General features: G+C 44.0%; 18 protein-coding genes and 2 tRNA genes. 9 read left to right on the top strand and 11 right to left on the bottom strand.

Features of this window, described 5'->3' with window-relative positions:
• Window positions 1-210: 210 nt before the first annotated feature.
• Window positions 211-864, top strand: coding sequence for a hypothetical protein (locus F891_RS00820; protein ID WP_004278668.1), 654 nt, complete (start codon window positions 211-213; stop codon window positions 862-864).
• A gap of 80 nt (window positions 865-944) precedes the next feature.
• Here the strand turns inward: F891_RS00820 and F891_RS00815 are convergent, their stop codons facing one another.
• Window positions 945-2,825 carry a potassium transporter Kup gene (locus tag F891_RS00815; RefSeq protein ID WP_004278669.1) on the bottom strand — a complete coding sequence of 627 codons (1,881 nt, stop codon included), beginning with the start codon at window positions 2,823-2,825 and terminating at the stop codon, window positions 945-947.
• Window positions 2,826-2,946: 121 nt separating this feature from the next.
• On the opposite strand from F891_RS00815, the gene F891_RS00810 reads away from it, so the two are divergent.
• From F891_RS00810 to F891_RS00800, 3 genes are all read left to right on the top strand, one after another.
• Window positions 2,947-3,037, top strand: a tRNA-Ser gene (locus tag F891_RS00810).
• 459 nt (window positions 3,038-3,496) lie between these two features.
• Window positions 3,497-3,724 carry a hypothetical protein gene (locus F891_RS00805; RefSeq protein WP_004647282.1) on the top strand — a complete coding sequence of 76 codons (228 nt, stop codon included), beginning with the start codon at window positions 3,497-3,499 and terminating at the stop codon, window positions 3,722-3,724.
• A gap of 204 nt (window positions 3,725-3,928) precedes the next feature.
• A tRNA-Thr gene (locus F891_RS00800) sits at window positions 3,929-4,004 on the top strand.
• A gap of 76 nt (window positions 4,005-4,080) precedes the next feature.
• Here F891_RS00800 and F891_RS00795 read toward each other — a convergent pair.
• The 6 genes from F891_RS00795 to F891_RS00770 all read right to left on the bottom strand — a co-directional run bounded on the left by F891_RS00795 (window position 4,081) and on the right by F891_RS00770 (window position 10,982).
• Complete coding sequence (locus F891_RS00795; RefSeq protein ID WP_004647281.1) at window positions 4,081-4,929, bottom strand: SAM-dependent methyltransferase; 849 nt, start codon at window positions 4,927-4,929, stop codon at window positions 4,081-4,083.
• 3 nt (window positions 4,930-4,932) lie between these two features.
• Window positions 4,933-6,240 (bottom strand): FAD-dependent oxidoreductase, encoded by a 1,308-nt coding sequence (locus F891_RS00790; RefSeq protein WP_004647280.1) that lies wholly within the window; start codon window positions 6,238-6,240, stop codon window positions 4,933-4,935.
• 621 nt (window positions 6,241-6,861) lie between these two features.
• A complete protein-coding gene (gene ahpC, locus F891_RS00785; protein ID WP_004647278.1) occupies window positions 6,862-7,425 on the bottom strand; it encodes an alkyl hydroperoxide reductase subunit C in 564 nt (187 codons plus the stop codon).
• Window positions 7,426-7,736: 311 nt separating this feature from the next.
• Window positions 7,737-8,324: a single-stranded DNA-binding protein gene (ssb, locus tag F891_RS00780; RefSeq protein ID WP_004647277.1), complete on the bottom strand. Its 588-nt coding sequence runs from the start codon at window positions 8,322-8,324 to the stop codon at window positions 7,737-7,739.
• A 51-nt stretch (window positions 8,325-8,375) separates the two neighbouring features.
• Window positions 8,376-9,740 (bottom strand): MFS transporter, encoded by a 1,365-nt coding sequence (locus F891_RS00775; protein WP_016807025.1) that lies wholly within the window; start codon window positions 9,738-9,740, stop codon window positions 8,376-8,378.
• A 153-nt stretch (window positions 9,741-9,893) separates the two neighbouring features.
• Complete coding sequence (locus F891_RS00770; RefSeq protein ID WP_004647275.1) at window positions 9,894-10,982, bottom strand: DUF475 domain-containing protein; 1,089 nt, start codon at window positions 10,980-10,982, stop codon at window positions 9,894-9,896.
• 222 nt (window positions 10,983-11,204) lie between these two features.
• Here F891_RS00770 and tenA point away from each other — a divergent pair, with 222 nt between their 5' ends.
• The 4 genes from tenA to F891_RS00750 all read left to right on the top strand — a co-directional run bounded on the left by tenA (window position 11,205) and on the right by F891_RS00750 (window position 16,453).
• Window positions 11,205-11,876, top strand: coding sequence for a thiaminase II (gene tenA, locus F891_RS00765; RefSeq protein WP_004281386.1), 672 nt, complete (start codon window positions 11,205-11,207; stop codon window positions 11,874-11,876).
• A 223-nt stretch (window positions 11,877-12,099) separates the two neighbouring features.
• Complete coding sequence (locus F891_RS00760) at window positions 12,100-12,468, top strand: hypothetical protein (protein WP_004281385.1); 369 nt, start codon at window positions 12,100-12,102, stop codon at window positions 12,466-12,468.
• Between the two features lie 181 nt (window positions 12,469-12,649).
• Complete coding sequence (gene uvrA, locus F891_RS00755) at window positions 12,650-15,481, top strand: excinuclease ABC subunit UvrA (protein WP_004281383.1); 2,832 nt, start codon at window positions 12,650-12,652, stop codon at window positions 15,479-15,481.
• Between the two features lie 117 nt (window positions 15,482-15,598).
• A complete protein-coding gene (locus tag F891_RS00750) occupies window positions 15,599-16,453 on the top strand; it encodes an AbiJ-NTD4 domain-containing protein (protein WP_004281382.1) in 855 nt (284 codons plus the stop codon).
• A 121-nt stretch (window positions 16,454-16,574) separates the two neighbouring features.
• On the opposite strand, the gene F891_RS00745 is transcribed toward F891_RS00750, so the two are convergent.
• Window positions 16,575-18,281 (bottom strand): GGDEF domain-containing protein, encoded by a 1,707-nt coding sequence (locus tag F891_RS00745; RefSeq protein ID WP_004647273.1) that lies wholly within the window; start codon window positions 18,279-18,281, stop codon window positions 16,575-16,577.
• Between the two features lie 1,109 nt (window positions 18,282-19,390).
• Here F891_RS00745 and omp33-36 point away from each other — a divergent pair.
• Window positions 19,391-20,305, top strand: coding sequence for a porin Omp33-36 (omp33-36, locus tag F891_RS00740; protein WP_257220113.1), 915 nt, complete (start codon window positions 19,391-19,393; stop codon window positions 20,303-20,305).
• 68 nt (window positions 20,306-20,373) lie between these two features.
• Here the strand turns inward: omp33-36 and F891_RS00735 are convergent, their stop codons facing one another.
• From F891_RS00735 to F891_RS00725, 3 genes are all read right to left on the bottom strand, one after another.
• On the bottom strand, window positions 20,374-22,344 hold the full coding sequence (locus F891_RS00735; protein WP_005261575.1) for a BCCT family transporter: 1,971 nt from the start codon (window positions 22,342-22,344) through the stop codon (window positions 20,374-20,376).
• A gap of 172 nt (window positions 22,345-22,516) precedes the next feature.
• A complete protein-coding gene (locus tag F891_RS00730; RefSeq protein ID WP_004647270.1) occupies window positions 22,517-23,233 on the bottom strand; it encodes an ion channel in 717 nt (238 codons plus the stop codon).
• Window positions 23,234-23,478: 245 nt separating this feature from the next.
• Window positions 23,479-25,185, bottom strand: coding sequence for a cation acetate symporter (locus tag F891_RS00725; RefSeq protein ID WP_005261570.1), 1,707 nt, complete (start codon window positions 25,183-25,185; stop codon window positions 23,479-23,481).

Here is a 25,185-nt window from a genome sequence, read left to right as displayed (position 1 = left end):
ATAAGTGAAGTATATCTTGGCTCTACCATTCGTTTACTAAATAAACAATAAGTATCCAAAATCCCGGGCAGTTGTAACAAACTGTCTAATTTTATTTCTTTTTAAATGAGGTTTCTCGGTGTTTGCGTAGCTTTGTTTGGCTCAGTAGATTGAGTGTGTAAAGCTAACGGCCTATCTCAATTCGTACAATTATTAGCAATGGTGTCAATCATGAATTCCAAACTCTCTAAAGCATTAGGTTTAGGATTATTCACAAGTGTGATCAGCGTAGCTGCATTTGCTGAGCCACCGGTTCAACCAGGTGAAACACTTGAAAGCTTGTCTAAAGCTAAAATTAGTACCAAGGTGAATGGTCAGGAAGCCTCTTTAGAAAGCTTGGTGAACTCTGGTCAGATTCGTCTGGTCGATCCGCGTGCAGCAGCACCGCAACCAGCCATGCCAAACACACAGGCACCAATGCCCAATGATCCAGCAATGACTCAGGCACCAAATTCAGGTACTGTTTCTCCTCAACCACCTGTCACAGAACCAGGTATGAATGAAGCAGAGGTGCCGGCCAATCTGGTTGAACCAGCCACTGAATCAGAAGTAGAAGCCAGCACGTCTATGACGACGCCTCAACAACAACCAACACTGGAAGAACAACAAGCAGCTGTACCAGCAATGTCTGAAGAGCAACAGCAAGCAGCTATTGCTTCAGAACAACCGATGCCTGAAGCACAGCAACAAGCGGCTGTGACTGAAGCAGATGTGAGCAATGAACAAACTGAAATTGCAGCTCAATCTGATGCAGAGCCAGTACTGATGGAAGAACCTTTGAATGCTGCACCTGAAGTGCCGGCTGCGGTAGAACTCGAACAATAATCTGAAACTCATTTATTTATTGTTTCTCTCATAAAAAAACCAGAGTGTGCCTCTGGTTTTTTTTATGCTTTTTATTTTATTTACATCTGAATCTGGGTGCCCAGCTCGACCACACGGTTGGGTGGAATTTGATAGAAATCACTGACCGGACTGGTATTGCGCTGCATAGAAATAAACAGCTTTTCCCGCCACGGTGCCATGCCCTCACCCACAGTATGCATAATCCGTTCACGTGAAATAAAGAAACTGATCTGCATCAGGTCATATTCAAAATTCCATTGCTCATAGGCCTGTTGTAAAGCTTCCGGAATATTCGGCTGATCCTTAAAACCATAATAGATAAACACCCGGTAAAAGTGCTCACTCAGTTTTTCCAGTTCAATCCGCTCCTGTCTGTCGACAAAAGGAATATCCCGGGTAATCACCGTCAGCATGATATTGCGTTCATGCAAGACCTTATTGTGTTTAATATTATGCAGCATGGCATGCGGAACAATATTTGGTGTGCCTGTCAGGAAAATGGCATCGCCTGGCACAAATTTGGTACCTTCGCCCATCGAAATACTTTTAATAAACAGATCAATCGGCAAGGCATCCTGTTCCAGACGATTCAGCACCAACGCACGCCCGTCTTTCCAGGTCATGAGAATCGTAAATAGTACCGCACCAATCAGAATTGGCACCCAGCCACCCGAAGTAATTTTCAAGGACGTTGAAGCCACAAAGACTAAATCCAGTGCCAGGAATGGCACAGCAAATAAAGCTACTTTCCAGACCGGCCAACGCCAGAATCCATAAGCCAGAATCGAGATCAGAATGGTGCCGCAGAGCATGGTCATGGTCACCGCAACACCATAAGCACTGGCCAGATTGGCACTATTTTCAAACAGTAAAATCAGGATCAGCACCGAGATAAACAGCATCCAGTTAATGAAAGGCAGATAAATCTGACCACGCTCCAATGCAGAGGTATGCTTGACTGACAGGCGCGGCAAATAACGCAATTGAATGGCCTGATTGACCATAGAAAATACGCCAGTAATGACCGCCTGTGAGGCAATCACCGCCGCCGCAGTCGCCAGTCCAATCATCGGGAACAAAGCCCAGTCTGGCAGCAGCATATAGAAAGGATTCGCCAGTGCTTCAGGACTACGCAGTAACAAGGCGCCTTGCCCGGCATAATTCAATAATAAACAGGGCAAGACAATAATGAACCAGGCCAGACGAATCGGCAGACGGCCAAAATGCCCCATATCGGCATAAATCGCTTCACCCCCAGTCATGGTCAGAATCACCGCCCCCATGGTCAGAAAAGCCACATAAGGCTGGTCAACTACAAAATGATAGGCCCAGTAGGGATTCACCATCCAGAGTACAAATGGGGTCTGGATAATGCTCCACAAACCAAAACCGCCAATGGACAAAAACCAGAGCATGGTTAAAGGCCCAAAAAATTTGCCCATCGTGGCTGTGCCGTGTCGCTGTACCATAAACAGTCCGGCCAGAATCCCTATCGATAAAGGCACCAACCACTGATTGAAAATGGGCGTGGCAATACTCAGGCCTTCAATGGCTGATAGCACGGAGATTGCTGGGGTAATAATCCCGTCACCGAAAAATAGTGAGGCACCAACAAAGCCCAAAGCAATCAGGAATATTTTCTTTTGATCAGAGATTCGTGTGGTACGCAGGTTTAATGCCAGTAGTGACATGATCCCACCTTCGCCGTTGTTATCGGCACGCATGATCACCATGACGTATTTAAAGCTGATGGTAAGCATCATGCACCAGAAAATCAGGGACAGGATGCCGAGTACAGAAGCTTCGCTAATGGCAAGATGTGCGGTGAGGAAACATTGGCGCAGTGCATAGAGCGGACTGGTACCAATATCTCCGAAAACGACCCCAAGCGCAGCCAGTGTAATCACCGGGAGAGCCGCCTTTTGTGCAGTGCTTTGCATATATTGTCTTCGTTTTTAACAAGCATTTTTGCGAATCATAGCACCGCATTAAAAGTTTTTCCGCAAATCAATTGTTTCAGCTTGGCACAGCTGGTTTTTTTCGCTATTATCCTCGGCCTATGGTGAGGTGTCCGAGTGGCTGAAGGAGCACGCCTGGAAAGTGTGTAAACGTTTATAGCGTTTCGAGGGTTCGAATCCCTCTCTCACCGCCAGAATTTAAAAACCCGAATCACATGATTCGGGTTTTTTTATATTTAATTTTATCCATCATCCCATCAGTAAAAAAAATTATCTGCTTAGATCTTAAAATATTATTATCTATCGCCTTAGGCAAAGGCATTGAATTAATACCAGTCCTCGTTCATAAAAATCTTTTGCAACACAACACTTACGCTCAATTCTATTTTTAAAAATCTTCATTTTTCATCAACCAAAAAACTGATGAATTGTGTAGTTTCTGTACGCCATTCATTTCAGGTTTTTATTTATGTGTTCAAACAAAAAACTGGCACAGAAATAGCTTAATTTTATTGTCATCAAAGCTATGTTATGTTGCTTATAAATTAACTAAAAGGAGAATAAAAACCACAGGATAGAAAGAAATAACCAAGTAAACCGAGCCATTCAAATTTGAAGTTAAAAATAGATACACTGCTATTCGGAGAGTGAACATGAATAACAGCGCAAACTATGCCAAACAGATTAAAAATGCAAAACGTGGCGGTTATACCCCAACCATTGCCAAGGACATCAATAAACATAAAATTCAAAAAGCCTTGAGACTCATCGAACAGTGGAGAAGCCTCGCTCAAGAACTCAAACCTCAAATGCAGTTTGATATGGCCTTTACTTTAGAGGAATGTGCACAAGAATTAGATCGCATCCTGAAAAACAGATAAACCGTATAACCGACTCATATCCATAACCATTCCTGTGCTTTCACCCTCGCCCATATCTTCACATATGGGCCATTTCTTTGCACATAGTCAAAAACAGAACTTTTCATCCATCTGGTCAAAATAAACAAATCCTGCCGAAACTGATTGAACGGTTATTTTTTGGCTTGCGTGGCCAAAAAAAATCTGTAAAATGCACTCCACCATGCCGGCATAGCTCAGTTGGTAGAGCAACTGACTTGTAATCAGTAGGTCCACAGTTCGAATCCGTGTGCCGGCACCATATCTTAGCCTCGCTTTTTAGTGAGGCTTTGATGTTTCTGGGTTTTGGTATTTTCAGCTGAGTCTTCTTACACTTTCTAGTGCTTCGATTGTGCCGTCACTTGCACATATCTCATGATCCCTTCCTGATATAATTTTCGGCATAGTTTCGCTGTCATCTGAATTTTAAAATGATCCAGTTTTGAGCCTTGAACCTGATCATTTGATGCTTTTGAATTCAAAGTTTTTTGCACGTAATCAGCGAAGCCGGAAAATACCGGCTCGGACAGATCCTGAATCTGAATATTTTTAAATTCAAAGCGATCCAGACAGGCATATAGTGCCCCCACTGTCATTAAATCTTTTAAATTCACATCGGCAGATTTCAATAAAAACTGATATTTACGCCGTTGCAAGGCATTTAAATTTTCCCAGCGCTCGGACAAAACTAGATGATGAAAACCAATCCGCGCATTTGAATTTAAAATACTGCGGACCTGCTCTAAGAATACAGGCACAGGACTGTGATAAGCTGCATCCAGGCATAGCACCACATCAAAACGCTGGGAAAATGGCAATTCTTTTAAACGCAAAAATGACGCCTGATAAATGGCATTCAGTTCTGGTAAATATTGCTGAATATTCGCCACGCAGGCAGCCTGTAGCTCGACACCAGCCAGATATTGCACCTGATAGTCTTGTTGCCAGTACAGCAAACTGGCGCCCTGACCGCAGCCCAAATCCAGCAATTTATCTTTTGAATTTAAATTTACAGTTTGCGCAAGGTGATCGGCCAGCATACGACAGGCAGCCGCATAATCCTGCTGACCGGCTTGCCAATACCCTAAATTGCTCCAGGGCAATTGCGCGTGATCGCCCAACACAGCGGCATCAATTGCATACTTGTGCTGGGGAAGATGCTGACGCAGTGCCTGAAGCCATTGCATGGATTAATAACCCAGTTGCGGAGCAACCTCAACCACAGGTTTTAAACCCTGAAATGGTAAAGGCGCACCAAAGATTTCTGCAATCTTCATCGCTGAGGTCACTGCCGATTCCAGAATCGGCAAACCGTCACATGACCATGAACCGCAGAAGAAGACCTTACGGTTGGCATCCAGATGACGTTGCTGCAATTCCTTATTCAGTGCCACCGTATTAGCATCGACGACTGCACGTGTCAGCATTACCGATTTGATCACTTTCTTCGGATCAATCTCGGTTACCGGACGCCAGGTCTGAAACACGGCCGACTTGCCAACCAAAGAAGGTTCAATCGAGTTAAGCCACACGGTAAATTGCTGACGAGTAAATTTACGGTCCATCATATAGCTGAGTACGGCCCAGTCTTTACGTTTTGGCGGCATTACGCTGGCATCGGTATGAATCACCAGTTCGCCTTGTTCGAATTTGAATTTCTTCAATAATTCAATTTCACTGGCGAATTGTACCGGATCCAGGAACTCCTCAATTTTGGTGGTCGGTGTCGCGACAATCACCCGGTCAAACAGTTTTGAATAACCGGCCGCATTTTCAACTTTGACCTGATCGCCCTGCTCTTGTACCAGTGTAATTGCTGAACCGTCTTCAATCTGAATGCCTTCAATCAGCTTATCGACCAACGCTGGTGTACCGCCTTGCAGACGCAGTAACGCATCGCCATCGGTTAATTGACGCAGAAAAATTAACAACGGTTTAGCTGGCCATTCACCAATGGTTTTCGGATTGCAGGTACAGATGGTATATAGCACCGGCATCACCGCACCGTGCCAGAACACTTCTTCAATCTCGTTACGATTGATAAATTCTGCCAGGCTGATGTCCTGATTTTTCGATTTAAAGAATTTGGTCAATGCAACTTTTAACTGCAACAGGCCTTTGACCAGACGCCAGCCATATTGTTGCAGGCCTTTCCGGTTATTGATGATCGGGATATTGCCAATTCGGCTACGCGATGTGGTCAGCCAGGTTTCAGTTTTATCTTCAAATAACCAGCTGCAGGCCATATAGGTCCGCACCGGATAAGTTTTAATGCCCAGATGTGTGGCTAGACTCAGGGTGTTTTTCCACAGATAGGGGTTCATCACACGTAAAGGTGCGTCAATCAGGCCCCCTTCAAATTCAAGGCTATGACTGTCCATGCCGCGACCTGGAAGTGCTTCAAAAATCGTGATGTGATGCCCTGCGTCCTGGAGAATTCTGGCTGTAGCCAGTCCGGCCATGCCACTACCAATTACTGCGATATCCAAACTGATCATCCGTCATTGAAAAACTACAGAAATTATGTACCATGCGCCAATCAAACAGGTTATTAAAATCTTCCAGAATATATGTTTTTCGTAAAGGCCTTTTTGTTCAATTTCACCTGCTTTTTATTCATTTTTCTGCCTTAGTTAAAATTCCATCAAATCTAAGATTTTATTCATATTTTTATCTAAAAACTTGAAAATTCGCTTTAAAAACAAATAATTTAATTAACCATTTTTATAATCCTTGGTTGACAAATACTTTTTAAATACCTATGATTCGCAGTATAAGAAAACCATAAATTCATCCGGTTCCATTCAGATGCGTTTATGCGAAAATTGTTTAAAACGACAAGAAACTACAGCGCCTTATAAAATAAAAGCCTCTGCGAAAGCAGAGGCTTCTTTGTTTTCATGCCTAGTCAATCATGCAGCAGGGTATTGCGCTTACTTGATTGCCTCTCATAAGCCGCTTAAAAAGCATAGAGTGCAATTCCTCAATTCTCATTTTGTTCTCAAATAGAAATCAAATGGCATGATGTTTTTGTCTAGAATTCATAAATCTCTAAACTAAAAAAATAAAAAATCCAGCAACTTGTGCTGGATTTTTTGCTTCAAAGAACTAGGTTTGAATTAGATTTTACCCACCAGGTCGATTGATGGAGCAAGTGTTGCTTCACCTTCTTTCCATTTTGCCGGACAAACTTCACCTGGGTGCGCATGTACATATTGTGCAGCTTTCACTTTACGCAGAAGCTCTTGTGCATCACGGCCAATACCACCCGCGTTGATTTCAATGATCTGGATTTTACCTTCTGGATCAATCACGAAAGTACCACGATCTGCCAAACCCTCAGCTTCAATCAGTACTTCGAAGTTTTTAGACAAAGTCCAGGTTGGATCACCAATCAATGGATACTGGATTTTACCAATCACGTCAGAGGTATCATGCCAAGCTTTATGAGTGAAATGAGTATCGGTAGACACGCCATAGATTTCTACACCCATTTTCTGGAATTCAGCATACTGATCAGCAAGATCGCCTAATTCAGTTGGACAAACAAAGGTAAAATCTGCAGGATAGAAAAACACCACTGACCATTTACCTTTCAGGTCTTGCTCAGAAACTTCAATGAACTGACCATTGTGGTAAGCAGTTGCATTGAATGGTTGGATTTCAGTATTGATTAAACTCATGAGATATTTCCTCTGGCTTATTTCTGGGATTGCTTATCTTGTGAAGCTAGAATACGAAAAATTTCGAAATAGGTAAAACCGCAAGTTTTTATAAAAATGATCGCTTTTTTAGATCATAAATTTCTATGAGTATTGTTCATCTTATTTATTTTCTCGATGCAGAGTTGTTCCGATCAAAAGCAACCTGATGTTTTAAGATTTATGATTCTTTTAATAAGTCGGGCTTTATGCAAACTCAATACAAATATTCAAGACATAAAAAACCCACCGTATTCAGGTGGGTTTTAATGATGATTTACCGTTCTAATAAATTAAAAAGGTAAGTCATCATCTAGATCTACTGCAGGCGCTGCTGTTGGAGCAGGTGCAGATTTCGGCGCAAAACCACTCGGGTTATTATTGCCATAACCGCCGCCCTGGTTGTTGTTAAAACCGCCTTGCTGTGGTGCTGAACCATAACCCGATTGCGGGTTATTACCATAACCGCCCTGGTTGTTGTTCGCCTGATTATTGTTATTAAAGCGTGGCTGGTTAAAGCTGCTCTCGCCCTGATCATTTTGAGGACGGCTAGAGTCTAGCATCTGCATTTGCTCACCACGAATTTCCGTCGTATAGCGTTCCTGACCATTCTGGTCAGTCCACTGACGGGTACGTAATGAACCTTCAATATATACTTTTGAGCCTTTACGAAGATATTGCTGCGCAATTTCACCTAAACGGTTATGCAACACGATACGGTGCCATTCCGTTTGTTCTTTACGTTCACCGGTACTTTTATCTGTCCACGAATCGCTGGTTGCGATCGAAAATTGAGTGAGAGAGCCACCATTTGCAAAAGTTTTGGTTTCCGGATCTTTACCCAAAGTACCCACTAAAATAACTTTATTTACACCACGCATTTGCCGTTTACTTCCTATATATTTCTGTATTTTACTTTATAAGAGTTATGCTTAAATGGCTACCTCTTTACCCAACAAGTGCGTTAATTGTTGTCGCGAAGCATCATCAATCTGCTGTTTATCGACTTTTACATAGGCAACTTGCTGTTCAGACATCACCACGACCTCTTCAATACCACGAATCGCCAAAAGCTGAGAAGTCCATTCGTCAGTTTGTCTGCTTTCCGGCAATCGCAGTACCAGCGATGACAGATAGCGTGGCTGAGCCAGGCCAAAACTCATCAGCAGCCAGATGATCGCGATTCCTGTCAGGATAGTCCAGCCCATCGAGGTATTGTTTAGCAGCAGCAATTGTCCGCCAATCATACCGCCAAAGAAAGCCCCTAAAAACTGGCTGCTGGCATTTACGCCCATTGCCGTCGCTTTGGACTGGATCGGTGCCGCTTTCGACAACCAAGACGGCAACAGGGCTTCCATCACATTAAAGGCAATGAAGAACAACCCTAAACCAATCAGCAAGACATATTTGGATTCAAAACCAAATGCCATCACCATTAGACCCAGAATAATGCCAGTAATGGCCACCAGAAAAATCGCCCGCATTTTGTGGTATTTTTCTGCCAGGATAATACTCGGAAAAGCAAAAAACAGGCTCAGTACCAACAGCGGCAAATATACCCAGCCATGACTGGACAGTGGCAGATCAGCAAATTCGATCAGCTGTGAAGGCACATAGATAAACATGGCGGTGAGCAATAAATGCAGGGTAAAGACCGACACATGCAGACGATTCAGATCCCCGATTTTGATTACCTGTTTCAACTGTGCCAGATAGCCCTGCTGAAAGTTTTTATGATGCCGCGTGACTTTCGGCACCATCAACAGCATGGCAATCGCCGCCAGGCCCATCACCGTGGTGACCCAGAACAACCCAGAGATGCCCACCAGACCCGTTAGCCAAGGCCCCAAACTAAAAGCCACCACAAAAGACAGGCCGATACTCATGCCCATCATTGCCATGGCTTTCATGCGGTTTTCTTCACGGGTGACATCTGCCAGCAGTGCCATCACCACAGCAGATACCGCACCACCACCAGCAATCGCACGGCCGATAATCACGCCATAAATGGTGTCCGACATGGCCGCAATTGCACCGCCCAGCGCAAATAGTAGCAGCCCTAAAACCACCAGTGGCTTACGGCTATAACGGTCCGCAATCAGGCTGAATGGAATCTGTAACAGTGCCTGGGTCAGACCATAGACCCCGACCGCCAAACCGATCAGTGCAGGCGTCGCATATTGATATGCCTGCCCTGCCACAGAAAATACCGGGATAATCATAAACAACCCCAGCATGCGCAGTGCAAAAATACTGCTCAGGGCAAAGGTTGAACGACGTTCTAAAGCATTCATCATAAATTATGGCGATTGGGTTAATTAATCTGGAGCCCAGATTATAGGACATTCAGCTCATTAATAAGATATGAATTTTATTTGAAATAAAGATGATGCCGATCTAAAAACAAAAAAGCGCAGCCGGAGCTACGCTTTTCATTCAGGGACAGCGCTTTATTTGTCTAAAGCCGCCTGACGTTTCTTGTACTGAATCGAGGCGAATACTGCCCAGACAATAAAAGCCACACCGATCAGACCGGTCACCACTTCTGGTACATGCAGACCGGTTCCGCTGGCAATCATAATGAAAGCCAGTGCACCGATGGCATAATGCGCACCATGTTCCAGGTAGATATAGGCATCCAATGTGCCCTGCTCAACCAGATAAATCGTCATTGAACGGACAAAGATCGCACCAATTGCCAGACCCAGCATGATGATGACCACGTCTGAGGTAATCGCAAAGGCACCGATCACGCCATCAAAACTGAAAGAGGCATCCAGGACTTCTAGATAGAGGAAACCACCAATACCGGCTTTCACTACACCGGTCGGTACGCCATTTTCATCATGACGAATGGCATTACCTTCTTCATCGACTTCCGGTTCACCACCGAGCATATGGCTCAGAACCTGCACCCCGATATAAATCACGATGCCCCAGATCCCCGCCATAGTCACTGCCAGACGCTTGGCTTCATCGACATTGGCTGCCATGATTAACAAAGCCACCAGTGCAATAAACACCGACATTGCCGGCACATTGGCCAAATTGGACAGACGGCGTTCTACGCGTCTAAACCAGTGCGTGTCTTTTTCTTCATCCAGGAAGAAGTTCAGGAATACCATCAACAGGAAAGCACCACCAAAAGCAGCAATTTCAGGATGATGTGCCATTAAACGTGCTGAATATTCTTTCGGATCATTCAAGGCCAGACGTACCACTTCCATAAAGCCCAGATCTGCAGTCACTGCAACAATAACCACCGGGAAGATCAAACGCATCCCGAAGACTGCAATAAGAATACCGACTGTCAGGAACAGCATTTTCCAGAAATGATCCCAACCCCGTAGGACTGAGGCATTGACAACCGCGTTATCAAAAGACAACGACACTTCCATAATCGCCAGAATAGCGGTAATGGTCAGCGCTGTGAGCATGGTTTGCAGGCCTGCGTCAGGACCATGGGTATAACCCCAATATGCAGACAAACCAAGACACACGATCGAAAATGCAATCGAGAAACCAAAATGTTTCAACATACACAACGACCTTGGATAAATTAAATAAATGTATGGCTGCGAGAGAGCAGCAATACGAATAGGAAAAGTTAAGCTAATTATGAAACTTTTAGCGCATAAACCAAAGCACTTCCTGAGCTGTTTTATCTTATTTTCTGTTTTTAAAATTTGCCGATCTTTTAAACAGCCCGATCTTTGCTATAGTGCCGCATGGTTTAACTTGAACTGCGAAGGATTTTCAGCATGAGTTTTTCACAAGAGGTATGGCAACGTAATCTCGGACTTTATCAGAAGACCCTGGCCCTGCCCTTTAATCAGCAACTGGCGCAAGGTACTTTAAGCCGTGAAGCCTTTAGTCATTATGTGATTCAGGATGCGCATTATTTACTGGCCTATGGCCGTGCACTGGCCGTGTGTGCCGCCAAAGCTTTTGAAGCGGACGATGTAATTCAGTTTGCCGAGGCAGCCAAAATTGCGATTGTGGTGGAACGTAGCCTGCATGATGGCTTTATGCAGGATTTCGGCATTAGCAAAGAGCAGTTTGAAAATACCCCGCTGACTCTGGCGTGTCATCACTATACCTCTTATCTGACTTCGACCGCCTGGTCAGAAAGCTACCCGGTGGTACTGGCCTCGTTGCTGCCTTGTTTCTGGATTTATGCCGAAGTTGGTAAAGATATTGTCGACAACTCTGCGCCGAATAATCCGTATCAAGCCTGGGTAGATACCTATTCAGGAGAGGAATTCCACACTGCGGTACGGAATGTGATTGCGACCGTTGACCGTGTTGCGGCACGTGTCGATGCAGATACACTGGAAAAAATGCATGCAGCTTATACGCATGCTGCCCGTCTGGAATGGTTATTCTGGCATAGTGCCTTTGAGCAACGCCAGTGGCCTGGTCTGGATGAATAAGACGGACGAATAAAAAAAGCCCTGTTTAAGACAGGGCTTTTTGGTTATAGCCGTTTAAAAAAATTTCTACTGTCATAAACCGATCATAAAAACGGCTTAGTCTGAAAAAAACAAGGATAGAACGGGCCACTACGCTAGACCTAGCTATAAGCCCAAAATTGCCGCACAATAATTGAGAATAATTATCAATTAATAAATTCAATCCCGGAAAGAGGCAGACAATATGGACACTTTAGGCACCGAAGCTATTCGGGCATTTTTTACCCTGCAATGTTGCTGGTTCAACAATGAAGAAATCTATCTGGAACAAGGCTGTCTAGATTGTGGTTCGGCAGCCACTTATCTGATTTACCATACCAACACGCATATCCAGAAACATCTGCTGAAATTTATTGAAAAGTATCGCTGTCATCAGGCACGCCGTAACGATTTGCTCGACCTGGATTTTTTCCGAAAAGACTATGAGGACTTTCTGCACATTCTGGAAAATGAAGTCAATTTTTATGCACGTCTGCATCATGATGTGCTACGTGACCGCTGTTTTGAAGAGATTGAGTCTATCTTTGAACGCCGTTATGCAGCGGCTTGTTAAGTATTTACCTTGTACATGATGATTGTGAATATTTAAATGATCTGCTGTTGTGTTTCTTAATTTTGTGATGAATTGACCAATCACCGACATAACTTGACGTTTAAAATACTTTTATTTGCACTTGAACATTTTTCATCCGGTATCATATAAGGGTTTTTGATGAATATTCTAGGATCCTTGCATGAGCCAAAGCCACATCCGTATTCGAGGCGCACGTACCCATAACCTGAAAAATGTGAACCTTGATATACCACGCGACAAGTTTGTGGTGATTACGGGACTGTCTGGTTCAGGTAAGTCCTCACTTGCCTTTGACACCTTATATGCCGAAGGTCAGCGCCGTTATGTGGAATCGCTGTCTGCATATGCCCGTCAGTTCCTCTCCCAGATGGAAAAGCCGGAAGTCGATTCGATTGAGGGCTTGAGTCCAGCCATCGCCATCGAGCAGAAATCGACCAGTCATAACCCACGCTCTACCGTAGGAACCATTACCGAAATTTATGACTATTTACGTCTACTGTATGCGCGTGTCGGTACACCGTTCTGTCCTGAACATGACTTGCCGATGGTGGCACAAACGGTCACTGAAATGGTCGATGCCGTTAAAGCACTGGAAGAAGGCACTGCACTGTTATTGTTAGCACCAGTCGTGCGCGAACGTAAGGGCGAATATACGGCACTGTTTGAACAGCTACAAAGCCAGGGTTTCGTCCGTGCCCGTGTGGATGGCGAGATCATGGAAATTGATCCACCACCAGAACTGGACAAAAAGAAAAAACATACCATTGAAGTCGTAGTTGACCGCTTTAAAGTACGTGATGATCTGGGCAACCGTATTGCAGAAAGTTTTGAAACCGCGCTGCGTCTTGGTGGCGATATCGCCATTTTGTCCTGGATGAAGGGCGAGCATAACGATCGCGTGTTTTCTGCCAAGCATTCCTGCCCGCAATGTGACCGCGCTGTGGCTGAACTGGAACCGCGTTTATTTTCGTTCAACAATCCCTTTGGCGCTTGTCCGGTCTGTGATGGTTTGGGAACCCGTAGCCATTTCAGTGCCGATAAGCTGATTCCCAATCCTGAGGTCAGCGTTAGCCAAGGCGCTATTCGTGGCTGGGACCGTCAGCGTCCTTACTATTACAGCATGATCCAGAAAGTCGCCGAGCATTTTGGTTTTTCTCTGGAAACTCCGTGGAATGAACTGGATGCCGATACCAAGAAGAAATTTCTGTATGGCACTGGCAAAGAAAAAATTGATCTGAGTTATATCGATGAACGTGGCCGACGTCATAATCGGGTCATTCCCTTTGAAGGAATTTTGCCGCATCTGGAACGCCGTTATCGTGAAACTGAAAGTAATTATGTACGTGATGATCTGGCGCAGTATTTATCCAATGCTGCCTGTGATGCCTGTGATGGTTCACGTCTGAATGAAATTTCGCGTAATGTGAAAATTCTGGACAAGACCATTGCTGACATTACCCGCATGTCGATTGGCGATGCTGAAAGCTATTATCAAGGTATTCATTTGGAAGGTGCACGGGGTGAAATCGCCGACAAGATTTTCAAGGAAATCCGTGAACGTCTGCACTTTCTGGTTTCGGTCGGCCTGAATTATCTGAGTCTGTCACGTTCAGCTGAAACTCTGTCTGGTGGTGAAGCGCAGCGAATTCGTCTGGCCTCACAGATTGGTGCCGGTTTGATGGGCGTCATGTATGTCCTGGATGAACCATCAATTGGTTTGCATCAACGTGATAACGACCGTCTGTTACAGACCCTGATCCGTCTGCGTGATCTGGGCAATACCGTCTTGGTGGTCGAGCATGATGAAGATGCGATTCGTGCCGCCGATCATATTATTGATATCGGTCCGGGTGCCGGTGTGCATGGTGGGCATGTGATTGCCGAAGGAACGTATGATGAAATTCTGGCCAATCCGGACTCGCTGACCGGAAAATATTTATCCGGAAAATTAAAAATTGAAGTGCCGAAAAAACGGATTCAACCGCCTAAGCCTAAAGAACAGATCAAGCTGATGGGAGCATCCGGGCATAACCTGAAAAAAGTCGATCTGACCATTCCTTTAGGTATTATGACCTGTGTTACCGGGGTGTCCGGTTCAGGTAAATCGACCTTGATTAACCGGACTTTGTTACCTTTGGCGGCGACCCAGCTCAATGGTGCCACCACTTTAACTTCGGAAAGGTTTGAATCGATTGATGGTTTACAGTTCCTCGACAAAGTGGTGGATATTGACCAGAGCCCGATTGGACGTACCCCGCGTTCCAATCCGGCGACTTATACCGGCCTATTTACCCCGATTCGTGAACTGTTTTCACAGACGCAAGAAGCCAAGGCACGCGGTTATGCTGCCGGTCGTTTCTCGTTTAACGTGAAAGGTGGCCGCTGTGAAGCCTGTGAAGGTGACGGCATGATCAAGGTGGCGATGCACTTCCTGCCGGATATGTATGTGCCATGTGATGCCTGTCATGGCAAACGCTATAACCGTGAAACGTTGGAAGTGAACTATAAGGGCAAGAATATTTCCGATGTCTTGCAGATGACTGTTGAAGATGCGATGCATTTCTTTGATGCCATTCCGGTGATTCACCGCCGTCTAGAAACATTGCATCAGGTGGGTCTGGGTTATATTCGTCTGGGTCAGTCTGCGACCACTCTTTCTGGTGGTGAAGCGCAGCGGGTCAAACTGGCGCGTGAGCTGGCCAAACGCGATACTGGTCAAACCCTGTATATTCTGGATGAACCGACCACAGGTCTGCATTTCCATGATATTGCCAAACTGCTGGATATTCTGCATCAGCTGCGTGACAAGGGTAATACCATCGTGGTGATTGAACATAATCTGGACGTGATTAAAACCGCCGACTGGGTGGTGGACTTAGGCCCTGAAGGTGGTTCTGGTGGCGGTATGATTGTCGCAGAAGGTACGCCTGAACAGGTCGCGAAAGTCAAAGCTTCACATACGGGTAAATTCTTGAAGCCGTTGTTGAAATAAAAATCTCCTCCTAGCCTCCTCTTTGATAAAGAGGAGGCATTCCCTCCTTTCGCAAAGGAGGGTTAGGGTGGATTAAAAAAATAAATCTATTCTTAAATTTGTTTGAGGGGGAACAAAATGCGATTTTCTGAAAGATATGGTTATAAGCCCGTACGTGACATTATTCAAAAAGAAAGTATAGATGATGCTTTAAAAAATGGTTTGTGGAGTGTTTTTCATAGCTATATTTGGAATCGGATTGAACATGGACATAATCAAAGCTCTTTTACCCGTAATTCAAATATATACTCGTTAGTAGAATCTTATTGGCTTAATCTTTTTAAAAACCCTACAGATACCATCCCTCAATGGACATCTGATTCTTTAAAAATAATTAGAGATTACTTTTTTAATTGTGCATGGCACGAAATTTATAGCTTGATTGAAGAAACAATTGAGCACTACCCCTATCAAAGAGTAAGTAATAAAGATTCATTTATAACTAATATCAACAATATGCTAGAGCGTGAAAATAGTGCTTACCGAATTATAAATGACGAAATCATTCCAATAACTTCCGAACAAGAAATTCAATCCATCGAAACTGCTTTAGAAAATACAAATCAATATTTAGGTGTTCAACAACATTTAAATCAAGCTTTAAAACTGATGTCAGATCGTCAAAAGCCTGACTATCGAAATTCGATTAAAGAATCTGTTTCGGCATTAGAAGGTATGTGTCAAAAAATATTAAAGAAGGACAAAGTAACTTTAGGTGATGCAATTGGTCAAATTGAAAAACAATATCCAATACATCCTGCATTAAAAGCCAGTATTAAATCTTTATATGGTTATACATCCGATGCAGATGGTATTCGCCATGCAATGTTAGACGAATCAAATCTTTCTTATATCGATGCAAAATTTATGCTTGTTGCCTGCACAAATTTTATTAACTATCTGATCGACAAAACCAGAGATCATCCAAATTAGATCACATGACTGGCGACATGGATGTCGCCCGTTCGACTGTGCTAAAGGGACTTAGCATCAGTCGAACAAATGCATTTTGCTACTTTTGTGCAGTTCAAAAGTAGAGAAGGAATCTTTTAGACTAAACCTCAGCCACCACATTCCGTCCCTTCGCTTTGGCTTTAAACAAAGCATCATCGGCATTTGACAACAAAGTCATCCAGGAAACAGCCCCAATCGCCACCCCGATACTGACCGAAATCTGGATCTGATCTCCTAGCGCAGTCAGAATATAGCGCTCAACCACTTCAGCCCGAATTTTATCTGCAACGATCAGTGCCTGTTGCATCTGGATATTTTCAATCAGTACCAGAAATTCATCGCCGCCATAGCGCACCAGCAAATCCGTCGCCCGAACATTGGCCTTTAAACGCTCGGCCACCAGTTGAATCACCTGATCACCCACAATATGCCCATATTGATCATTCACCTGTTTAAAATGATCAATATCAATAATCATCAAACAGGTCTGGCTCAATTGACCCGGCTGATTTTCCATAAAGCGGATATATTCTTCCAACGCAAAACGGTTGGCCAGCCCGGTCAAAGAATCGGAATGAGCAATATTTTTTAAACGGAATTCTAGCGCATCGCGTTCTTGCAACATTTGTTGCAATTTCTGAATGGCAGCGAATAAGGAATCAGAATGATTCACTTCACGCAGCCGCATATCAATTTTCTGACGACCCGAGTTTTTAGACAAACTCAACAACATGCGGCGTGCCTGAATAAGTGGCAAAAATACTTGTTTGCGTGCAAAGATCATGGTGGAAATCGCGGTCAGTAATGAAATCAACGATACCAACACGCTCCAGATCAAACGCTGCATATTGCTGTTCATTTCCTGAATAGCGGCATCTCTGCTGTATTGCAGCAGATAAGTTTGCAGGTCTACCACAGTCGCAAATTTATCTACGATCGCTTCAGTCAGCTCTGTTCCGCTCAAACGGTAGTCACGTTGCTCCAGACTGTCACTGATCAGCTCACTCACAATCGGTAAGCCTTGCTGAATAAACTCGGTTTCTACCCGCCGATGTAAACGGATGAATTCCTCAGTCTTATCTTGAACAGGTTGAATGGTATCAATCAAGGCCCACAAATAACGCACCTGATGTTGGGTCTGTAAAGAGCGGGTAATATTTTCAGTGGGAAGCGGAGCTTCAAAAGTCACATGTGCCATGATAGACGAGGCCACACGACCGGCCTGATCACGTAAATCTGATAAAAATAGAATCTGGCTAATATAGTTATTCAGAGGGGTCGATGAGCTATCTGAAGCCACCGCCACGTCACGCAAAAGTTCACGGCAACTTTCCCAGGCAGCAAACATCGCCAGAATCGCCTGATCAAGTTCCTGAGCACTGCGCAGCTGACGCGGCATCTGGGTATAAGCATCAACCTGTGCACGCCCTTTTTTCAAACTATTCTCAAGCTGTGAAAGTTGCTGACTCAGGTTGTTAAAACCGACCTCCGTCAAGACATCAGCCGTCTGGGAGAGCTGCCGATCCACCTGTTGACGGTAGCTGATTAACTCTTGCTGATGCTGGGCAAATTCCTGCACCGAACTGGACATGGCCTTATTGGCAGGCGCACGCTCACGCGAAATCTTATTTGCCAGGTCAGCGACCTGCTGCAATGCATTCAATTGTTGATAGGTTTGTCTGGATTTTAAATAACTTTGACTGCTACTCACAATTAAGGGAATACAGATACAAAGTAAACATAAAATAATAATCGACATCGACCAGTACAAACGTTTACTGATCCACTCAGAGCGTAAGGTATTCATGCTGTTGTATTACGCCCCAATATGACAAGCAAAGCTAAATAGATTGATTATTATACAAATAAAATGAAATACTCTTAAAGTAGGTAATTCAACTTAGTTAATGTTTTTTCTATATTTTTTTGATTTTAATTTTTAAAAGCGCTACTTTTTAAATTCAGGCTAAAGTTTTATGGGTTTTATCCTACAAAAAATACAACACAAATACAGGACTTTTAAGCATTAAAAAAAATATCAAAACTTGCTTTCCGCACTATTTACACATGCAACAATTGGGTGCATAATGCACCGCATTAGGGCGAGTTAAATTATTCCTCAGCAGATATTTTAGTTTACCCGCAAATTTTGGCGAAAAAACCCCGATTTTCTATGAAAATTGGGGTTTTTTTTAGCTATTGAATTTTAGACCTACATTTTTACTTTTTAATATGCACTATTTTGGTGCTTAAAATTATTATAATATTTCTTCTTATGATCTTTTTTAATTAAAGGTTTTTCAGAAACGGAATGATCCGAAATAAAAAATGCTGGACAAAAAAAAGCCCAACCTTGGGGAAAGCTGGGCGATAAAACAAAAAATTGTGGAGAATCAGGCTAAATCACTATAAAAGTGTGAACTCTAACTTGATTTTCATATTATGTAAAATTCCCCTCAAAATGTAAAGCCGATTGCTCCAGTCAAGATTATAAAACATGCCCATTTAGCTCAAAAAACAGACACCTATTCTAAGATCCAAGCTGATGATGCTTTAAAATCAAGCAATCCAATCAAAGACCTGATGCGCCAGACATTTTGCACTTCTTGACACATTTATGAATTAAGTCACCTATTATTAATTGTTTTAATAGATAAATATATTATAATTAATCGTATTAATTGATTAAAATAACAACATAATTTCTCCTTAATCTTTAGTCCCGATTCTATATTTAAAGTCTAGATTTTTGTTATACAAGAGTTTTTATATAAAATAGCTTCGGAGCCTAATACTTGAATTTTACACAAAATTAATACAATGATTTAGCTTAAAAAAATAGCGATTTCGAATTGGATTGACTTAATAAATTGTTACAATACAATACGTTTTATGTTGTACATCTTTTGTAACAAAATGGTAAATATCATGAAAAAACTAGGTTTAGCCACTGCTGTATTATTAGCGATGACCGGTGCTCAAGCATATCAATTCGAAGTTCAAGGTCAGTCAGAGTACATCGACAACACTGCAAATGACAAAGACTTCACTGGCGCTGTTCAAGGTACTTACTACTTCAAAGATGTAGACGCTTCTAAAGGTCCTTTAGCTGAAGCTGCTTTCCTGAACCAAGCTTCTAATGTTGCTCTAGCGTATAGCTATGGCGAAAACGGTCAAGAAGAAGCTGGACGTTCACGTACTGTAAATCATACTTACGGCGTAAAAGGTGAAGCTTACGTTCCAACTTCAGTTGTGCCTGTTTATGCAAGCGCTTCTTATAGCCATACCATTGCTGATAGCAAAACTGCTAACGCAACTGACGATCAAGGCGACCGTTATGCATTAGAACTTGGTGCTTTAGTTGCTCCTAACTTCTTAGTTGCTGTTGGTTATACCAGCGTTGCTGACCAAGCTTCTTTAGATGCATTCAATATTGTGTCTAACGGCGTTGCTAAAGCTGCTCTTGAATCTGCAACAATTGCTGATAAGACAGATGCGATCACTGCACGTACTAAATACGTTGGTGCAATCGACGGTACTAACATGTCAATTGGTTTTGAAAGCGGTTTAGTTTATGGTGAAGATACTGCCTACAACTTAGGTACAACTCTTTTCCTTAACCCACAGTTAAGCGTTGGTGCTTCTTATATGGAATCTAGCTTTGCTGGTTCTCCAGACAAAGCTTGGGGCGCGAACGTAAACTACTTCATTACTCCTGCTGTTGCAGTTGGCGCATCTTATGTAAATGCTAACTACGAAGCAAATCTTGCGCAAACTGCTCAAGTTCGTGATACTCAAACGATCGGCGTAAATGCCAAATTCCGTTTCTAATTTCTGATTAGATTCTGAATCAAAAAAGGACGCATATTGCGTCCTTTTTTATTGTTTTATGACTCTGTTTACTCAGGCGTACGTACCAGACTTAAAAAGTGCAAATGACGTTCATATTGATCAATGATATCCTGCAATAGATCTTCTTGCGTCCATTCCATCACATCATAACCCTGCCCACCTTCTCTTAAAAAGACTTCTGCCTGATAGGAATCTACTCCCGCATTCTCCAGTTCAGCCATAAAGCTTGGACTTAAAGTCTGAGTGGCATTGACCTGATAGATAAAATTAATTTCATCCTGATGATCAACACGGAGCTGTATACCGTCTTCTAGCGGGCTAATCGCTACATGTAATCGGCGCCGTTTCAATTCACTTTGAAAGCTGAGAAATGCGTTATTCACCGTATTGTGAATATACTGCTGCACCTCTTCCTGAGTATGCGGATAATGCATGATCAGGCCTAAGCGCTGTTGCCAGCTGCGTGGATTCTGGATCGCACGCGGGGTAATCCGTGCGGCTTGCAGTGCATGCATTTTGGTGACATCCAGATGTAGGGCTTTGATTAATCCCCAACACATCAGCAGCATAATAAATGTAAATGGCAAAGCGCTCATAATCGTGGCCGATTGCAAGGCCTCTAAGCCACCGGCCAGCAAAAGGATGATGGCTAATAAAGCCATGAGTACGGTCCAGAACAGACGCTGCCAAGTCGGTGAATTATCACTTTTCGCTGTCAGATAATCAGTCACCAATGCCCCTGAATCGGCAGAAGTCACAAAGAACAGCATGACCAGTAAAGTTGCAATGATGCTGGTCACTGAGCTGAAAGGCAGATTGTTCAGAAACTCAAATAGGGCCACTGATGAATCACGCTGAACTGCCTCTAATAAGCCAGTATTGGCTTCATGCATAATGCTGTACAGTGCGGCATTGCCCATAAAGCCCATCCAGATCAGGGTAAATCCAGTCGGAATCAGCAATACACCCACGATAAATTCACGAATACTGCGCCCTTCCGAGACCCGGGCAATAAACATCCCAACAAATGGCGACCAGGAAATCCACCAGGCCCAGTACATGATGGTCCAGCCGCCAATCCAGCCACTTGGCTGATAGGCATACAGATTAAAGGTCATGCTAAACAGATTAGAGACATACTGGCCGGCATTCTGAATAGTCGTCTGTAACAGATAAATACTCGGACCTGCCACAAAGACAAAGATCAGCAACAGCAGTGCAAGCACCAAATTTAGTTCAGATAAACGTTTAATTCCTTTATCTAATGCAAAAAATACGGAAGTCGCTGCCATGGTACTCACGACAATGATCAGAATCACCTGAGTGCTAGGTGCCTGTTCAACACCAAACAGGTAATTCAAGCCTGAATTGATCTGTGTGACCCCAAAACCCAGTGTGGTGGCCACACCAAATACCGTACCAATAGTGGCAAAGGTATCTACGCCATCTCCAATCGGACCATAGATCTTTTGACCAATCAGCGGATATAAGGCCGAACGAATTTTTAAAGGCAATTGATGCCGGTAAGCAAAATAAGCTAGCGATAGGCCAACCAGCGTATAAATGGCCCAGGCATGTAAGCCCCAGTGGAAAAAGGTGACCCGCATAGATTGTTGTGCAGCCAGTACAGTTTCCGGTTCACCGGCAGGTGGCGTAACATAATGCATCACCGGTTCGGCCACACCAAAGAACATCAGGCCAATCCCCATGCCTGCGGTGAATAACATCGCAAACCAGGAGGCACTGCTATATTTCGGTTGACTATGCTCGGGCCCCAGTTTGATTTTGCCCATATCCGACAGGGCAATATAAGCCAGAAGGATGATAAATATCGCCACCGACAATACATAGAACCAGCTAAAGGACGTGGTAATCCACTGGTTCAGTTGCTGGGTAAAAACTGAAAAAGCATCGGGTGCAAATACGACCAACGCTAAAAATATCGCAATAATGGCGACAGTACTGATAAAAACATTTGGATTGATATTGGCAAAACAGGATGGTTTTGTGGAAGGCATACATCCTCCATTTTTTAAAAATTGGATCGACAAACAGCGTCAAATAATTATTGGTAAGGTCAAAATGATCAGACAGATTCAGTCTATGGGAGCTAGATCTCCTGCTATTTTAGGATGTGACACAAAATAAAGCCGTTAAGTTACTGTAACAAATACAATAAAAGGATGAGTCTCATTGCCCAGGCGGGTTTTCTCTATTTTTCACGTTCTTTTTATGCGGTAGACGTGCGATATATTGCAAGGCAATTAAGCGGGATACAATCAGCGCCAGATACATCACCCCGACAAACATCTGGATAATGGCTAGCATCCGTGCGACCGGACTGACCGGCATGATATCAGACAGTCCTGTTGCAGATTGCACACTGAAACTAAGAAAAATCAGATCCAGCCAGGGTTGATAGGCTTGCAGATCGGGATCTGAAAAGCTGTATGGCACCAAGAGCTGGCAAGTACTGTAAAGAAAGGCAAAGCCCCAGGCCAGCAAGGTAAATACCGCCCCAGCGGCAAACAGTTCATCCTTGGTCAGATAACGGTCATGAAACATATAACGCAGCAGGCCATAGGCTGCACTGAAATAAGCACCAGCTTCAAACAGGTTGGCGGTGACATGGATCCAGGTATAACGCAGTCCCAGCACAATCAGAGAGGAAAAGAAAATCGCACCGGCGACAAAGCTAAGTCCTAAAATGGTAAACATTGGAGTCTGGCGAATGACTCTGGCAATCACCAGCAAAACCAGAACACCCAGCACCCAGGTTCCCGCCCGATAAGACACGCTTTCATAACTCAATACCGACAAGATCAGGATCAGCAATTGCAGGCACAACAGCCATGCCGAAGGCAAATGGGTAAAGCTGTTCCAGAACTGTTGCAGAGATTGCTTCATAATGCCCTTCTTGTTGCTCTTCTTGTTACTATCGTCATGTAGGGAACACATTGTTATTGTTAGCAGCTTTTAACATAGCATGCTTAAATCCGCTTGCAGATATGCGATTTGTATGAAAATTACTGAAATAACGCTGCACAAATGCAGCCATCTCAATTCAATACGGCGCTTATGCTAAAGAGAAAGCTTGATTATATCTCCATAAAAAAAGCCCCTGACGGGGCTTTCTTAGCGTAGCGCAGATCTTAGTGATCCGATGCGCCTGAGATACCAATACCGGTTTGTGAACGTACAAACTGGGCATCAAAGGCTTTGCGTTCTGCCTGAGCCTGTGCCGAATTATCCGTCACAGAGAACAACCAGCAGCACAAGAATGACAATGGCATCGCGAAGATTGCAGGACCATTGAACGGGTTCACTGGCGTATCAGAAATACCCAAAGTATCGACCCATACTGCTTTAGACAGCACAATCAAGGTTACTGCGGTTACCAGACCGGCAACACCACCAATAACTGCACCACGTGTCGTCAAACCTTTCCAGAACATAGACAATACCAGTACCGGGAAGTTGGCACATGCCGCAACCGAGAATGCCAGACCGACCATGAAGGCTACGTTTTGTTTCTCGAACAGAATCCCGAGAATCATCGCGAAGATCGCAAGACCTAAAGTCGCAATCTTAGACATACGTAGTTCCGATTCAGGCGTGGTTTGGCCTTTCTTCAACACGTTGGCATACAAGTCATGCGAAATTGCTGAAGCACCTGACAGGGTCAAACCTGCAACCACTGCAAGAATCGTGGCAAATGCAACTGCAGAAATAAAGCCCATGAACAGGTCACCACCGACTGCATCAGACAGGTGAACCGCCGCCATGTTATTACCACCCACCAGCTCCAGCTTGCCAGTCACTGCCATTTTCGCAACATCAAGGAATTGCGGGTTGTTCGATACATAGAGAATCGCACCGAAACCAATAATGAAGGTGAGCAGGTAGAAATAACCAATAAAACCTGTAGCAACCACGACTGATTTACGCGCTTCTTTGGCATCTTTTACCGTGAAGAAACGCATCAGGATATGTGGCAGACCTGCGGTACCAAACATCAATGCCAGACCTAAAGAGATCGCATCAATCGGATTAGACGCCAGACTACCCGGACCCATGATTTTGGTCGCATCTGTCAGGCTCAAGTCATGCACTTTTGAGTAGACACCAATCGCCTGTTCAAACATGTTGGTAAAGCTGAAGCCCACGCCTTTCATGACCATGAATGCCATAAAGGTTGCGCCAGACAATAACATGACCGCCTTGATGATCTGTACCCAAGTGGTTGCCAACATACCGCCGAACATCACGTAAGCCATCATCAACAAGCCAACGATCACGACTGCAATATTATAGTTCAGACCGAATAGAAGTTTGATCAGCTGACCTGCACCCACCATCTGTGCAATCAGGTAGAACGCGACCACAACCAGTGAACTTAAAGCAGCTAAGGTACGTACCGGTTTTTCCTGTAGACGGAAAGACACTACGTCTGACAGGTTGTATTTACCCAGGTTACGCAGACGTTCTGCCACCAGGAACAATACGATCGGCCAGCCCACCATGAAACCCAGTGAATACAGCAAGCCATCAAAACCGGACAGGAACACCATCGCAGAAATACCCAGAAACGATGCAGCTGACATATAGTCGCCGGCAATCGCCAGGCCATTCTGGAAACCGGAAATACCGCCACCGGCAGTATAGAAGTCTTTGGTATTGGTGGTTTGTTTCGCTGCCCATTTGGTAATAAACAGCGTAGCACCTACGAAAATCACAAACATGATAATCGCATGCCAGTTGGTCGCCTGCTGTTCTGCTGCACCCAGATCAGGACCAGCGAATGCAACGCCTGAAGCCACTGTCGTGGTCGCTAGGGCAATAAGAGAATTCCATTTCAT

Source organism: Acinetobacter sp. CIP 101966 (genome assembly GCF_000369725.1).
Classification (GTDB): Bacteria; Pseudomonadota; Gammaproteobacteria; order Pseudomonadales; family Moraxellaceae; genus Acinetobacter; species Acinetobacter lwoffii_Q.
Note: the sequence above shows the minus strand (reverse complement) of the source record. Positions and strands in the feature narration are given on the sequence as shown.